This window comes from Desulfonatronum thiodismutans (assembly GCF_000717475.1).
In the GTDB taxonomy this organism is placed as follows: Bacteria; Desulfobacterota; Desulfovibrionia; order Desulfovibrionales; family Desulfonatronaceae; genus Desulfonatronum; species Desulfonatronum thiodismutans.
The window spans coordinates 1-14,414 of record NZ_JPIK01000008.1 but is presented as its reverse complement, the minus strand read 5'-3'; the positions used below and the strand labels follow the sequence as shown (position 1 = coordinate 14,414).

The 14,414-nt window shown below is 56.8% G+C and carries 10 protein-coding genes and 1 pseudogene; 8 read left to right on the top strand and 3 right to left on the bottom strand.

Translation table 11 applies throughout. The features are described 5' to 3' along the window. Window positions 1-466: 466 nt before the first annotated feature. From GY33_RS0106555 to GY33_RS0106530, 6 genes are read left to right on the top strand one after another with little or no spacing between them, the layout of a single operon-like run. Window positions 467-667: a hypothetical protein gene (locus GY33_RS0106555; RefSeq protein ID WP_031386568.1), complete on the top strand. Its 201-nt coding sequence runs from the start codon at window positions 467-469 to the stop codon at window positions 665-667. Continuing rightward, window positions 664-3,102: an EcoAI/FtnUII family type I restriction enzme subunit R gene (hsdR, locus tag GY33_RS0106550; protein WP_031386567.1), complete on the top strand. Its 2,439-nt coding sequence runs from the start codon at window positions 664-666 to the stop codon at window positions 3,100-3,102. Before GY33_RS0106555 ends, hsdR begins: the two co-directional genes overlap by 4 nt. A gap of 24 nt (window positions 3,103-3,126) precedes the next feature. Continuing rightward, a complete protein-coding gene (locus GY33_RS0106545; protein ID WP_031386566.1) occupies window positions 3,127-4,962 on the top strand; it encodes a type I restriction-modification system subunit M in 1,836 nt (611 codons plus the stop codon). Then, window positions 4,959-6,941 (top strand): restriction endonuclease subunit S, encoded by a 1,983-nt coding sequence (locus tag GY33_RS19685; RefSeq protein ID WP_051822368.1) that lies wholly within the window; start codon window positions 4,959-4,961, stop codon window positions 6,939-6,941. Before GY33_RS0106545 ends, GY33_RS19685 begins: the two co-directional genes overlap by 4 nt. Continuing rightward, entirely contained in the window at window positions 6,941-8,560 is a 1,620-nt protein-coding gene (locus GY33_RS0106535; protein WP_031386564.1) for an ATP-binding protein, read from the top strand. Before GY33_RS19685 ends, GY33_RS0106535 begins: the two co-directional genes overlap by 1 nt. Further along, window positions 8,557-9,468, top strand: coding sequence for an HNH endonuclease family protein (locus tag GY33_RS0106530; protein ID WP_031386563.1), 912 nt, complete (start codon window positions 8,557-8,559; stop codon window positions 9,466-9,468). Before GY33_RS0106535 ends, GY33_RS0106530 begins: the two co-directional genes overlap by 4 nt. A 99-nt stretch (window positions 9,469-9,567) precedes the next feature. On the opposite strand, the gene GY33_RS21945 is transcribed toward GY33_RS0106530, so the two are convergent. The 3 genes from GY33_RS21945 to GY33_RS0106515 all read right to left on the bottom strand — a co-directional run bounded on the left by GY33_RS21945 (window position 9,568) and on the right by GY33_RS0106515 (window position 12,923). Next, on the bottom strand, window positions 9,568-9,744 hold the full coding sequence (locus GY33_RS21945) for a helix-turn-helix domain-containing protein (RefSeq protein WP_407637377.1): 177 nt from the start codon (window positions 9,742-9,744) through the stop codon (window positions 9,568-9,570). 267 nt (window positions 9,745-10,011) lie between these two features. Then, window positions 10,012-11,412 (bottom strand): sigma-54-dependent transcriptional regulator, encoded by a 1,401-nt coding sequence (locus tag GY33_RS0106520; protein ID WP_051822373.1) that lies wholly within the window; start codon window positions 11,410-11,412, stop codon window positions 10,012-10,014. Between the two features lie 14 nt (window positions 11,413-11,426). Continuing rightward, window positions 11,427-12,923, bottom strand: coding sequence for a sensor histidine kinase (locus tag GY33_RS0106515; RefSeq protein WP_051822366.1), 1,497 nt, complete (start codon window positions 12,921-12,923; stop codon window positions 11,427-11,429). 262 nt (window positions 12,924-13,185) lie between these two features. Here GY33_RS0106515 and GY33_RS19680 point away from each other — a divergent pair, with 262 nt between their 5' ends. Next, the gene (locus GY33_RS19680) at window positions 13,186-13,584 is read left to right on the top strand and encodes a DUF4168 domain-containing protein (RefSeq protein ID WP_152555107.1); all 399 of its coding nucleotides are present in this window, start codon (window positions 13,186-13,188) and stop codon (window positions 13,582-13,584) included. A 590-nt stretch (window positions 13,585-14,174) separates the two neighbouring features. Next, a pseudogene (locus GY33_RS0106505) lies at window positions 14,175-14,414 on the top strand (hypothetical protein); the annotation flags it as partial.

Here is a 14,414-nt window from a genome sequence, read left to right as displayed (position 1 = left end):
GGCCGAGCGCGACGAGGCGGACGAACGGCCTTGCGCTTGGACGCCGAGGAACGGTTCGGCTCCAGCGAGTTGCTCAGGCGCGCATTCGCGCGACTGACAAGGCGCGGAGCCGACAGGCTCAGCTCGCAATTTGTTATGCTTAGATTTTATCGAACCACCCATTTCTTCTGAGCTTTCGACAATGGGTAGTATCCCTCTGTTCAAGTAACCTTGATCTGACTCGTAGATAGACATTTTTTTTGTCTGGCCATGTAATCGACTTACCTCAAGAAAAATGAAAAATACAAGACCTGACCATTATTCCGTGGCAACCGTCCGGAAATAAAAGCCCTTGTCTTGACTGCGCGAAAAAGGTAGCACCTCATCAATTTTCAGAACAAAATCCGGACAGGAAACCCCGAACCATGAGCATCTTTGCGCTGTGCACTCCTCGACCATCCGTTTTCGCTGTGAACCATCGAGCGCCATGTTCAATCTGGAGACGCTGCCCAAAGGGCATGTTGATTGTTCTGAGTTTTTTGAGGAAAACCTCTTCACCACCGGCATCAATCCACGTCGGGCCATAAAGCAGATCGTCGAGTACAAGAACGACCCCTGCAACGGCAAGACTCTCTCCTTGATCAAAGCGTCCATGCTCCACAAGCCCGAACTCCCCATCGCCACATGAACAAAAACAATCTCAGCGAGCGCGACATCTGCACCAAATTTATCACCCCTGCCATTCAGGCTGCGGGGTGGCAGCAGCATCAGTTTCGTGAAGAGGTAAAATTGACGAAAGGGCGTGTCATTGTTCGCGGCCAGATAGCCACACGCATTCAAAACCCGAACGCCACAGGCGGCCCGAAGCGTGCCGATTATGTTTTCTATGGCTTGCCGAATCTCCCTCTCGCCGTCTTGGAGGCCAAGCGGAGCATTTACGAGATCGGCCACGGATTACAGCAGGCCCTTGCCTATGCCGAAATGCTGGATGCTCCCTTTGCCATCAGCTCCAATGGCGACGGCTTTCTCATCCATGACCGTACCGGCATCACTCAGCCGATTTCTCGGGAAGTGGGCCTCGACCATTTTCCCACTTATGACGAGATGTGGGCCATCTATCAGCAGTGGAAGCAGCTCACCAAACCTGAGGAGCTCAGCCTCATCGCCCAGCCCTACCACACCGACTCCACCGATAAGGAGGCGCACTACTACCAGAAGGTCGCCATCAACCGCACCGTTCAGGCTATCGCTCAGGGCATTCGGCGCATCCTCCTCGTCATGGCGACGGGCACCGGCAAAACCTACACCGCCTTTCAAATTATTTGGCGGCTTTGGAAGTCGAAGACCAAAAAACGCATCCTTTTCCTTGCCGACCGCAACATCTTGGTCGATCAGACCATTCAGCAGGACTTCGCCCCGTTCGGTGAGAACATGCACAAGATCACCAACCGCGAGGTGAAGAGGAACTATGAGATCTATCTCTGCCTGTACCAAGCTGTGACGGGAAAGGAGGAATGGAAGCAGATATACAAGCAGTTCCCCGCCGATTTCTTCGACCTGGTGGTCATCGACGAATGCCATCGCGGCAGCGCGGATGAAGATTCCGCTTGGCGGGAAATCCTCGACTATTTCACGTCCGCGACCCACATCGGACTCACCGCCACGCCAACGGAGACCAAAGACATCTCCAACGAGCACTACTTCGGCAAGCCGCTCTATACCTATTCCCTTCGGCAGGGCATCAGCGACGGCTTCCTCGCTCCCTACAAAGTCATTCGCGTCGTCACCGATGTCGATGCGCTCGGCTACACGCCGGAGAAAGGCAAGAAGGACAAGCAGGGCCAAGTCGTCGAGCAGCGGCAATACAACACCAAGGACTACGACCGGAACCTCATCCTCACGAAGCGCACCGCGTTCGTCGCCCGCCGCGTGTGGGAGTATCTCCAGGCCACCGACCCCATGTCGAAGACCATTGTCTTCTGCGACGATCAGCCGCATGCTGAACGGATGCGCCAAGAGTTGGTGAAGCTTATCCCCGAAGCCGCCAGCAACCGCCGCTACGTCGTCCGCATCACCGGCGACGATACTGAGGGCAAGGCCCAGCTCTCCTACTTTATCGACAACGACGAACCCTTCCCCGTCATCGCCACCACCTCGAAGCTTCTCGCCACCGGCGTCGATGCCAAGACCTGCAAGCTCATCGTCCTCGATCAAAATATCGAGTCAATGACCCAGTTCAAGCAGATCATCGGGCGTGGGACCCGCATCCGCGAGGACTACGGCAAGCTATTCTTCACCATCATGGATTTCAAAGGTGCCACCCGTCTCTTTCAGGACAAGAACTTCGATGGCGAGCCGGTCATGATTTACGAGCCAAAGCCCGATGAACCCATCATCCCGCCAGATGACGGTGATACCGGGAGCGGCGTGGCTCGTGAAGATCCGCCGCCCTATGGCCCTGACGGCTCTGACGACGCAGTAGAAGGTGATGAGGACGAAGGTGAAGGCACGGATGGAGGCACTACCGGCGGTCGCGTCCGCTATGTCCTCGACGATGTCGCCGTAGGCCCTGGCGTCGAGCGCGCCAGCTACCTTGATGAGCACGGCAAGCTGATCACCGAGGACTATCGCGTCTATCTGAAGGGCGACATTCAAAAGGCCCTCCGCCGACAGTTCACCAGCCTTGACGATTTTCTCATCCGTTGGCACGAAGCCGAGCGCAAACAGGCCGTCATTGACGAACTCAAGGAGCACGGTATCCCACTTTTCATCCTCGCCCAGGCCGTGCCGAATGGCGCGGAGCTGGATGTTTTCGACCTCGTCGCGCATGTCGCCTTTGATGCCAAGCCACTCACCCGCAAGGAGCGGGCGGAGAAGGTGAAAAAGCGCAATTACTTTGCCAAATACGGTGACCAAGCCCGCGCGGTCCTCGAAGCCCTGCTGGAGAAATATGCCGACCACGGCATCGCCGACCTCGAAGACCCCGTCATTCTCGAACTTCCGCCTTTCTCGGAACTGGGAAGCAAGACTCACATCCGACGCGGCATCTTCGGTAGCAACGAAGCCTACTCCAAAGCCATCACCGAACTCGAACACGCCCTTTACGAGGGCCAGGCCGCCTGACACCTCAAGACATCAAGGACCTCCATGAATCTCCGCAGCACAATCAAATCCATCCAGGACATCATGCGCAAGGACGACGGCGTCGATGGCGACGCCCAGCGCATTGGCCAGCTCACCTGGATGCTCTTCCTGAAAATCTTCGACCAGTGCGAAGAGGCCTGGGAAGATGACGCCGAAAACCAGCATAAGAAATACATTTCACCCATTCCCGAGGACTGCCGCTGGCGAAACTGGGCCAAATACATCGAAGACGACCACGGCAAAAAGAAACCCCGCAAACAAGCAAGCGAGCTCATCAAATACGTCAACGACGTTGTTTTTCCCGGCCTCAAGGAACTCGACATCGACGCCGCTGCCACCCGCGCAATTCAAGGCGAGAAGGAAGGGATGCCGAGGGAACAAGCCAAAGCAATTGCCGCCGCGAAGGCCAAGGTCGTGCGCGGTGTCTTTCAGGACACCAACAACTACATGAAGTCCGGCACCCAGATGCTGGCCGTCATCGAGAAGCTGGACGAAGCCGTCAACTTCCACGACATCAAGAGCCGCGGCCAGCTTGGCGACGTGTATGAGCAGATCCTCAATGACCTGCGCAGCGCCGGCAATGCCGGGGAGTTCTACACCCCACGCGCCATCACCGAGTTCATGGTGAAAATGGTCAACCCCAGCCTCGCGAAGCGCGAGACCGTGCTCGACCCCGCCTGCGGCACCGGCGGTTTCCTCACCGCCACCATTGCGCATCTGGAGAGGCAGATCAGCAAGAAGTCCGGCGCGGAAGACCGCAAGGCCATCGCCCAGTGCATCCGCGGCATCGAGAAAAAGCAACTCCCCCACCTGCTCTGCGTCACCAACATGATGTTCCACGGCATCGACGTGCCCAGCATGATCGAGCATCGGAACACCCTCGCTACCGGCTGGAACGACTGGAAGCTCACCGAGCGCGTCAACTGCGTCATCACCAATCCGCCCTTTGGCGGCATGGAAGACGACGGCGTGGGCAATGACTACCCATCCGACGTCCGCACCCGCGAGACGGCGGATATGTTCCTCGTCCTCATCGTCAAAAAGCTCCTCACCGCCAAAGGCGGGCGCGGCGCCGTGGTCCTGCCCGATGGCACCCTCTTTGGTGAAGGCGTGAAGGCCAAGGTGAAGAAGCTGCTCTTGGAGGAGTGCCACCTGCACACCATCATCCGCCTGCCCAATGGCGTCTTTGCCCCCTACACCGGCATCAAGACCAATCTTCTCTTCTTCACCAAGGGCAAACCCACCGACACGATCTGGTTCTACGAGCACCGCTACCCCGCAGGCGTGAAGAGCTACAGCAAAACCAAACCCCTGCGCGTCGAGGAGTTCGCTCCCATCGTCGATTGGTGGGGCAGCGAGTCCGACGGTTTCGCCGCCCGCACAGAGTCAGAGCAGGCGTGGAAGATCGACTTCAAGACCCTCAAGCAGGAGGCCGAAGCCAAGGCCAAACCGCACTGGGACAAGGCCGAATCCCTCAACAACGACGCCTCCGCCCTGGTGAACCAGATCAAAGATTTGCGCGAGTCCATCAAAGGCGAAAAGAACGCCGCCAAGCGCACCAAGGCTGAGGACAAGATCACCGGCATCAACGTGCAGATCGACGCCCTCCGCCAGCAAGCCCGGGAGCAGCAATCCATTGGAGACCGCCATTTCTGGCCCATCTACAATCTCGACATCAAGAACCCTAACGCCCCCGAGGAAGAAACCCACGACCCCGACAAGCTCCTCGCCAAATACAAGGCGCTGCTGGTCGAAATCGACAAGACGCAGTCCAAGCTCAAGGCTGAACTGTCCGCCGCCCTGGCTCACCACTTTGAATCCGAAGAATCAGCCCGATGAATGCTGATCAATTTTTGACCAACTTTGGACATGCCGCGATGGCACCTTTGGGTGTTAAACGGCTCCGCGAGCTTGTTCTACATCTTGCTGTCTCGGGCCGTCTTGTGCCCAGAATTCTAAGTGAAGGAGACGGGGCTGCATCTATTGCCGATGCTTCGGCGCTCAAACTCGCTTATCGTTCCAAACACAAACTCAGGCCAAGCGGATCAGATAGACCGCTGGCTGAATTCGAGTTGGAGTTTGAAATTCCGACGCACTGGACATGGGAGCGCCTTGGGAACATTGCTTGTTATATCCAACGCGGAAAAGGTCCGAGATATGATGAGGCTGGGAAAATTCGGGTCGTTTCCCAAAAGTGTGTGCAGTGGTCTGGTTTTGACTTGTCTTCGGCGCGGCGCATCAGCGATGATTCGGTGAAGGGGTACAGTCACGAGCGCTTTTTGGTTAGCGGCGACATCCTGTGGAACTCAACCGGAACCGGAACTGCGGGCCGCCTTGTTGTCTATCCGGGTGCCAAGGAACAGGTGGTGGCGGATTCTCACGTAACAATCATTCGACTTACAAACTTTGTGCCCGCTTACGTTTGGAGCTATCTCGCCTCACCCACGATCCAGCAGCGGATGACTCCAGGACAGGAAAACTCAATGGTCACGGGTACAACTAACCAAGTTGAACTGTCAGCCTCCAAGGTCTCCGAGCTGCCAATTCCCTGCCCACCCCTCGCCGAACAAAAACGTATCGTGGCCAAGGTGGATGAGTTGATGGCTTTGTGCGATCAACTGGAGGCGCAGCAGCAGGAACGAGAACGGCGATTCCCCGTGCTCTCCCGCACCTGTCACGACCGCTTCGCCGAAGTTCCCACTCCCGCCAACCTTAACCGCATCTTCTATGAAGTCGGCAGCGTGTCGCCCGCCGACTTACGCAAGACTATTTTCACGCTTGCTGTTCACGGTAAACTAGTCGCTCAAGATCCCCGAGAAGAGTCCGCAACTAAACTACTCGAAAGAGTTGCCGTAAAACGCGACCAGTTGCTCAAGAACGGTTATCCAAACTCAAATGAAGCAAAAACACAGTTACGGAAGCAGCATGCGCAGCGCCTTCCAGAGGGACTTCAATATCTGCCCGTTGGTTGGAAGTGGGCGACACTTATGCAAACCTGTCTTCTCGTTGTAGACTGTCACAACAAAACAGCACCGTATGTTTCAAGTGGAATTCGGCTGATACGGACCACCAATATTAGAGCCGGTCAACTTAACGCTCTGGAACCGAAGTATGTCTCTGAAGCAACTTATGAGCGCTGGAGTGCAAGATGTAAGCCCGAGCCTGGCGACATTCTTATCACGCGCGAAGCACCCATGGGTGAGGTGTGCATCATTCCTCAAGGTGTGAAGCTGTGTATGGGACAAAGAATGATGCTAATCCGCCTTGTTCCAGACACTGTGGATGTCAACTTTCTTTTGTATTCGCTCATGGACCCAGAGCTAATGCAGCGGGTTAAGGACAAACCGATTGGAGCGACGGTCCAGCACCTTCGAGTTGGCGGAGTGGAAACCCTTCTTGTCGCTATTCCTCCTCTCGCCGAGCAACGCCGCATCGTCGCCAAAGTGGATGAACTGATGGCCCTGGTGGACCAACTCGAAGCGCAACAGCGGGAACGGGACAAGCTGGCCGCAGCCTTTGCCAAAGCCTGCGTCGCCTCCTTCACCGGCACCACTCAACTGGAAAGACCTGAAAAAATGAAAGCACCCAAAACCGAACTGGTCTCCCTCGTCACCCTTGGCAAAAAGCCCAGGCCCGAGGCCGACGCCTCGCTGGCCCGGCTCCTCATCCAAAACAAAGGCACATTGCCCGCCAAATCCCTCTGGCAGCAATCCGGCCTGACGATTGACGCCTTCTACCAGCAACTCAAGACCGAAATCGCCCAAGGCTGGATCGCGCCGCCCGTTGAAGCCGAAATGAGAGTCCTGGAGCAAGACTGATGCACTTGAGCCGTCTCAAAATCCGCGAATTCCGCAACCTGCGGGACTTCGAGATCACCTTCACCCCATCGGCCAAGGACGCCGACGGACTTGAACGCGATTTCAAGAGTCACGCCGTCATCGGGCAGAACGGCTCCGGCAAGTCCAACATGATCGAGGCCATCGTGACGATCTTTCGCGACCTCGACCTGAATCAGAAAACCGAGTTTGAATATGAACTCGATTACTGGTGCCGGGGACACTTGATCCGAGTGAATGGTGCAACCGGACGAGTCAATGTGACCGATAGCAATCAGGCCACCGTCACTGGCGAAGGCTCCGATTTCGCGATTTCCCATCTTTCCCGCAACGCCAAAAAATATCTCCCCAATCACGTCTTCGCCTACTACTCCGGCAGGAGTGAGCGAATCGAAGCCATCTTCCAGCAGCACCAGCAACGATTCTACAAGGCGCTGCTGGATGGCAGCGATGAATTGATGCGCCGCCTTTTCTACTGCCGCAACGTTCACAGCCAATTCGTGCTCCTCGCCTACCTGCTCAAGGAAGACACGGAATGCCGCCGCGTTCTGGTCGACTTGGGCATCGAAGAACTGGAGTCCGTGCTTTTCGTATTAAAGAAGCCCTACTGGTATAAGACGGACCTCGCCGAGGAAATCCTGATCGATGGCGACAACCGCTTCTGGTATGCTCGCGGCATCGTACAGACCTTTTTGGATCAACTCTGGAAAGAATCCATCGCCCCCATCGAACACAGCGAAAACCGCCTGCTGGACTTCCGAGGCCGAAAGGAGACGCAAGATTTGCTCTACCTCTTTGTCCCCGACAAAGACGCCCTTGGTCGCGTGGCTGAACAAATCGGCGAGCCCGCCCGCTTTTTCAAATATCTCGAAAGCACCTACATTTCCGACCTCATCGACGAGGTGCGCATCAACGTGAAACACCGCGACATCTGCGGGAATCTCAACTTCACCCAACTCTCCGAAGGCGAGCAACAACTCCTCACCGTCCTTGGCCTGATGCGCTTCACCCACGAAGACGAATCCCTCTTCCTCCTCGACGAGCCCGACACCCACTTGAACCCAATCTGGAAACTTCGCTACTTCGATGAAATCGAAAAAGTAGTTAAACTCCAGAACGATTCCGCCGCCGGCAGCTCCCACCTCATCATCACCACCCACGACCCCCTCATGATCGGCAGCCTACGCAAGGAGCAGGTGCGGATTCTCAAGAAGGACAAGGGAAGCATAAGCGTCGAAGAACCCGAAGAACATCCGCAAGGCATGGGCTTTGCCGGACTGTTAAAAAGCGAACTCTTCGGCCTTCGTTCCACCGTGGACACAGAAACCCGCCGCCGACTCGACCATCGCAACTATCTTTACGCCCTCGGAGACAAACGAACGACGGGGCAGAATGCAGAGCTGACCAGGCTCAGTGCAGAATTGTCCGAACTCGGCTTCGCCAGCGACTTTAAAGACCCTTATCTGGAAATGTTCGTGAAGCAGATGGCGCTGCGAACTGAATTTCACAAAGACGTGCTCACCCCGGAAGAACAGGCAGCACAAGACGCAGCTGCCAGCGCGGTCATCGATAAAATCCTTGCAGAACGGAAGAATGCATGAGGCACATCGACTTCAAAAACAAAACGCCCATGGATAACGACATCCCCGGATGGACACCGTGGAGTGAAGACAAATGGGATCAGTGGCTGCATGTTTCAGCGGAATTACACAAGGAAGCCGCCAAACTGGATGCGGAGCGCGCCACACTCGAAGCGGCAGGCGACTCCCAAGGAGCCGAAGCCAAGCGCAAAGAACGCAATGATTTCATCAGCAAGAAATCCGCGCATTGGGGAAAGCTGAAGCCGTGGCTCTTTGCGCTTTCAGGCGGAAAATGCTGGTTCACGGAGACCACAAACAATGGCTCTCATTACGACGTGGAACATTTCCGGCCCAAAGCCGAGGCCAGGAGCTTCGATGGAAGCATTCGGGAAGGCTATTGGTGGCTGGCTTTCGATTACACCAATTACCGGCTGGCGGGTGGAGTGCCGAACACCAAGAAGGGCGGTTGGTTTCCGCTGTGCGACGGTAGCCGCTGTTCGACATACACTATTCGGTGCGAAGAATCAGAGGTTCCTTACCTGCTCGATCCGATCCGAGCAGCCGACCCTTTGTTACTTGCTTTCGATGAAGAAGGAAACGCGATCCCAGCACCAAGCTGGGACAATTCAGAAGTCGCGCAATGGAACCACGCCCGCGCAAAAGAGTCAATTAAGCGGTATAAACTGAACGATCATGACGCTCTTCCCGAGCAGAGGCGCAAGGTTTGGCGCAACGTAAGTAGGGCCATCAATGAATTTCTCGAAGCCAAGGCGAGGTATCATCCTATCAAGAATCCGACTCCACGAGAAACAATGGAACAAGCGGCCCGTAGAATCAAGGCCATGCTCAAGCCTGATGAGGAATTCTCTTCCGTAGCCAAATGGTGTGTCATCCTGCGGAATGACCCAGACCTGGGCCGGCTTTGTTGATGCCAGGCTATTTTGGAGTGAGGTAAGATCTGAGAAGCCAGCCGCCCGGTGCGGATGTCGCCGGAATGACCTGGTGTGTAATATCAAGGTGCATTAGGGTCAGGTCTTGCTTTTTGATGTATTTCGTTCTTTTTTGATGATCCTGCTGACAGTGGCATAATGAAGTCCGAGATGCGCGGCGATAGACTGCTGGGAGTAGCCGTGCTCAATGTGTGCTGCCGCGATGGCCTTGTCTCGGTGCGGCTTTGACTGCCCTCCTGGGAAAAGCTTCTCCAATGGAGGTCGCGGCGCAAAACGTTGAACCCTTGGGATTTCGGCGAATCCGGTTTTATTCTGGAGAAATGGAAAGAGCTTTCCCAGGAATGGTTCCTCGCCCAAGAGACATTACCCAACGAGCTTCTTCCAGGGTGACTCCTCGCTGATCCCCGCAACAACGAACCTTTGGTACTTTAGTTGCGCCTGCTTCCGGTCATTTCCGAATTTGGCAAGAATTCAGTCCGTTGAGAGGGCCGAATGGGCGGTGAACAAAGCAGCATCGCCCGGTCAGCTCTGTTCGAGCTTGCGGTAGAGCGTGCGGCGGTGAATGTCGAGGATGGCGGCGGCGCGGCGTTTGTTGCCGTGTACCGCGTCCAGGACGTGGCGAATGTAGTGGTGTTCGGCCTGGGCCAGGGTGGGCAGATGTTCGCCGTCCGCGGCCATGGCCGTCAATAACGGAGCCGATTGCAGGGCCGGCTGGCCGCCGTTGTCCCTGATCCGGCTGGGAAGGTGCGCGGGCAGAATGGTGGTCCCGTCGCAGAAGGTCACGGCACGTTCCATGGCGTTTCGCAGTTCGCGCACGTTACCGGGGAATGGGTAATTTTTGAGAATATCCAGGGTTTTTGGGTCAAATCCCTGGATGTTCTTGTCCACCTGGATGCTGAATCGACGCAGGAAGCGACCGGCCAGCAGTTCCAGGTCGTCGCCGCGTTCCCGCAAAGGCGGGAGTCTGAGTGTGAAGGTCTCCAGGCGGAAAAACAGGTCTTCGCGAAATCTTCCGGCCTCGACCTCCTGCTCCAGGTCGCGGTGGGTGGCGGCCACGGTGCGCACGTCGACCTGCTCCTCCTTGTCCGCTCCCACGGCCCGTATTTTGCCGTCCTGGAGGATACGCAACAATTTGGCTTGCAGGAAGAGCGGCATTTCCGAAATTTCGTCCAAAAACAGGGTGCCGCCCTCGGCTTCGGCGAACAACCCCCGCCGAGCCTTGCCCGCACCGGTGAAGGCGCCGGCCTTGTGACCGAAAAATTCGCTTTCCAGCAACTGTTCCGGGATGCCGGCGCAGTTTACGGCCTGAAATGCCCCTTTCCGCGGGCCGGATGCATGGACCGCCCTGGCCACCAATTCCTTGCCCGTTCCCGACTCGCCAAGAATCAGCACCGGCCCATCAGCTTGGGACACGCGGCCGATCTGCTCGAACAGACCACGCATGGCCGGGCTTTGGCCGACCATGCCGTGAAAGTCGTCCTGGCTCAGATATTCCCGGATGCGTTGGACCTCCTGGCGCAGCGCCCTGTTTTTCAATACGCGAACCGCCGTCAGAATGAAGTGGTCCAGGTCCAGCGGTTTGGTCAGGAAATCCTCGGCCCCGGCCTTGAGCGCCTCCACGGCCTTGGAAATGCTTCCAAAGGCCGTGATCAAGAGAAAGCCCGGTGCGTTTTCCATCTCTTCACTCTTGACCCTTTGCAACAGTTCCAGTCCGTCCATCCCCGGCAATCGCAGATCACTGACCACCAACTCCGGTCGCCACTGCTGGATCACGGCCAGGGCCGTTTCGGCATTGTCCACCCACCGGGCGGTCAGGTCGTGGTCGTCCAGTTCCTGGCTCAGGAGCTGCCCGAAAGACTGGTCGTCCTCCACGACCAGCACCTTGCTGCCGCTGATACCCTGCTCTGTTTGGCGTGGAGCCATGTTCATCTCTCCTTTTACCCTTGGGTCGTGGGCTGGTGGTCAACGGGCAGCCAGATGCGAAAAAACGCTCCGCTCAGTGGGCTCTTGCCGAAATCGATGCCCCCGCCGTGGTCCCGAAGAATACCGTGGACCACGGCCAAACCCAGCCCGGTGCCGTGACCTACGCTTTTGGTCGTGAAGAACGGTTCAAACAGCTTGGATTCTATTTCCTCGGGAATGCCGGGACCGTCGTCGTCCACCTGCATCCATGCCTGGTTGTCTTCATTGCCCCAGGAAACGACGACTCGTCCTCCGGCGGCGGACTGGACGGCGTTGTGGATCAGGTTGACCAGGGCCTGTTCCATGCGCACCGCGTCCAGGTTGATCTGGAGCGTTTCCTCAGCCTCGTTCAAGGGAATGGATGTTTCCAGGTGGACCTGGTGCTTGTCGGCTTCTTCACTTGTCGCGGACAGAGCGGAGCGGATCAGTCGGACCAAACTGGTCGGCTTTTTGCGCAACGCATTGCCGCGGCTGAAGTCCAGAAGTTGGCGGATGATGTGTTCCATGCGGTCCACTTCCCGGCGTACGTCGCGAAGCGTCTCCATGATCTCGGCATCCAGGCCGACTTTGCGCAGTGCGCGCTGCGCCTTGCCGCTGACGACGCTCAAGGGCGTACCCAGTTCATGGGCCACGCCGGCGGCCAATTGCCCGATGGCGGCCAGTTTTTCGGCCTGACGCAATTGGGCCTGCAGTTGGATCTGTCTGATGCGCCGTTCTTGGAGTTCGGCCTTGGCCTCTTCAATGGTATCCAGCATCCGATTGAATTGTCGGCCGATGGTCACGATTTCCTTCGGTCCGTGGGGCCGAAGGCGATGGTCCCGATCCCCCCGGGTCACCCTGGAGATGCTCTTTCCCAGGCTGGAGAGGTGACGGCCCAGGGCGCGGTGATGTCCAAAGAGAACCAGCCCGGACATGGCCAGCAACCCTAAACCCAGCCCCAACGCAACGCGGGCGCGAAGAGCCCGGACATCCTCCTGGATGTCGCTTTTTCGCCGGGTCAGTTGGAGCAGGCCGTTGACCTTGCCGCCGGAGTCGCTCAGCGGGACGAAGTATGAGAAAACCTCTCGTCCGGCCACGTGTCCGTACTCCCCGCGCTGTTCGCCGTCCGCGGCCAGCTCGGTCAGCCGCTCCTGCTCCGGTGTCGGTTCGCTTCGCCCGGCCGAGGCGATCAGGCGCCCCTGCCGATCATACACATACGCACTGTAGACCCTGCCGATGGAAAAGGCGGACTCCACCGCCCGCAGCACGCTGCCTTGGCGCTCCAGTTCCATGGAGTGACTCAGGGGCAACTGAAGCGCCCTGGCCACCAGTTCCAGATCCTTTTGCATCCGGTGCTCGATATTCCGCTCCAAGAGCTGCAGGAGCAGGTAACCGGTCAGTCCCATGGCCAGGGCCAGAGGCAGGATAACGGAGATGACCAGGGCAGTACGCAGACTGAAGTAGTCGGACAACGCCGGGATACGATGGAGCATGGTCCTCCTTGCGTGGACAGGGATGAAGTTGCACATGTGACTTTTTTATACATGCCAAGAGGGCGCATTTCAAGTTTGTTCACGTTGAACGTTGTTTCCGTTTCGTTCGGCAAGAAGCATCAATATCTTGTATTATATTTGTATTTTGAAATTCGTGGTTGTTGCAAGGGAGCCTGTTTCGATTCTGGCACGGCGCATGCTGTAAGACGGGGGATGTCGCTTGATGACCTTGCGGCTCAAATTTATTCGGAGGTTTTTGAAGATGAAGAAGGTAATTATGCTGCTGACCGGATCGACCCTCGCCTGTTTGCTCGTTTTGGCCTTGAGCGTGGGCGTCCACGCCCAGACCGGTCAAACCGAAGGACAGCAGATGATGCAGCAGCCGGGAACCCCGGCTCAATTCAGTGATGCCGAGCTTCAAAAAGTAGCGACCGCATACCTGGAAATTCATGAGATTCGCATGGAATTGCAGGAAACCCTGGCTGGGGTGACCGATCCGGAGTCCGCGCAGCAGATGCAGGAGCAGGCGGGAGCCGCCATGGTCCAGGCCGTTCAGGAGAGTGGGTTGGACGTGGACACATATAATCAGGTCATGCAGGAAGTGCAGGTGAGCACCGAGTTGCAGGAAAAGATGGCGTCCAAACTGGAGCAAATGCAGTAGGGCGGCGCCAAGCCTGAATACAAGGGGGAATGATGTTCGGTAAAACGACCGTGCTCTCACTGATACTGGCAATAGGGATATTGTTGGGGACCGCGTGTGGTCCTGAACCGGAAGAATACGAATCCCCGGCCAGGCCGGGAGAAAATTCTCCAGGCTACGAGCAACCAACAACTGGTCAGGAACGTCCTTTGATGCAACCTGAAGCAAAACCTGAACCACCAATGGGACAGCCTGAGTCAGGTCGGGAATTCCAGATCAATGAGCAAAATCAGGGACAAGGCGCGCCGTTTGACGCAAGGCCGACACAATAGCCTCAGTTTCCGAATCGCGGGAAACATCCCGAATCGGGCTCTCGGAGGCCGAATGGGAGAACGGAACGTTCATACGGCGAATGATCAACCATAAGTTCATGTTCATCGAGGCAATGTCAGGCATTGCCGGGGAGCGTCGTTTTGGCGCGTGGAAACGCACGAGGGGCGGCCGAGATATCGGTCGCCCTTCGTGCGTTTTACTGCTAACCCCTCTGTGTCATTGAAGGTGAGACAGCCACCTGTTGAGAAATTAATGTAGGGCGGTTAGGAGTCTCAAGCATGAAGTTAGCACCAGCCATCGTTTTGGGAAGGGAGCCGGGGATGGGGGAGACGGAAGGAGGCCATAGGCCGACTGGAGTCTCCCCCATCCCCGGCATGAACCAACAACCCACAGACCCGGAAGTTTCCGAGGTCGTCAAACGAAGAAAGCATACTGCCGCCTATAAACTTCGCATCCTCCAAGAAGCCGATGCCTGTACCGAGCAGGGGCAGATCGGAGCCTTGCTGCGCAGAGAGGGT

Excerpts from the sequence above, each read along its gene's own strand:
- GY33_RS0106555 (WP_031386568.1), top strand. The coding sequence starts at position 467 with ATGTTCAATCTGGAGACGCTGCCCAAAGGGCATGTTGATTGTTCTGAG.
- hsdR (WP_031386567.1), top strand. The coding sequence starts at position 664 with ATGAACAAAAACAATCTCAGCGAGCGCGACATCTGCACCAAATTTATC.
- GY33_RS0106545 (WP_031386566.1), top strand. The coding sequence starts at position 3,127 with ATGAATCTCCGCAGCACAATCAAATCCATCCAGGACATCATGCGCAAG.
- GY33_RS19685 (WP_051822368.1), top strand. The coding sequence starts at position 4,959 with ATGAATGCTGATCAATTTTTGACCAACTTTGGACATGCCGCGATGGCA.
- GY33_RS0106535 (WP_031386564.1), top strand. The coding sequence starts at position 6,941 with ATGCACTTGAGCCGTCTCAAAATCCGCGAATTCCGCAACCTGCGGGAC.
- GY33_RS0106530 (WP_031386563.1), top strand. The coding sequence starts at position 8,557 with ATGAGGCACATCGACTTCAAAAACAAAACGCCCATGGATAACGACATC.
- GY33_RS0106520 (WP_051822373.1), bottom strand. The coding sequence starts at position 11,412 with ATGGCTCCACGCCAAACAGAGCAGGGTATCAGCGGCAGCAAGGTGCTG.
- GY33_RS0106515 (WP_051822366.1), bottom strand. The coding sequence starts at position 12,923 with ATGCTCCATCGTATCCCGGCGTTGTCCGACTACTTCAGTCTGCGTACT.
- GY33_RS19680 (WP_152555107.1), top strand. The coding sequence starts at position 13,186 with ATGAAGAAGGTAATTATGCTGCTGACCGGATCGACCCTCGCCTGTTTG.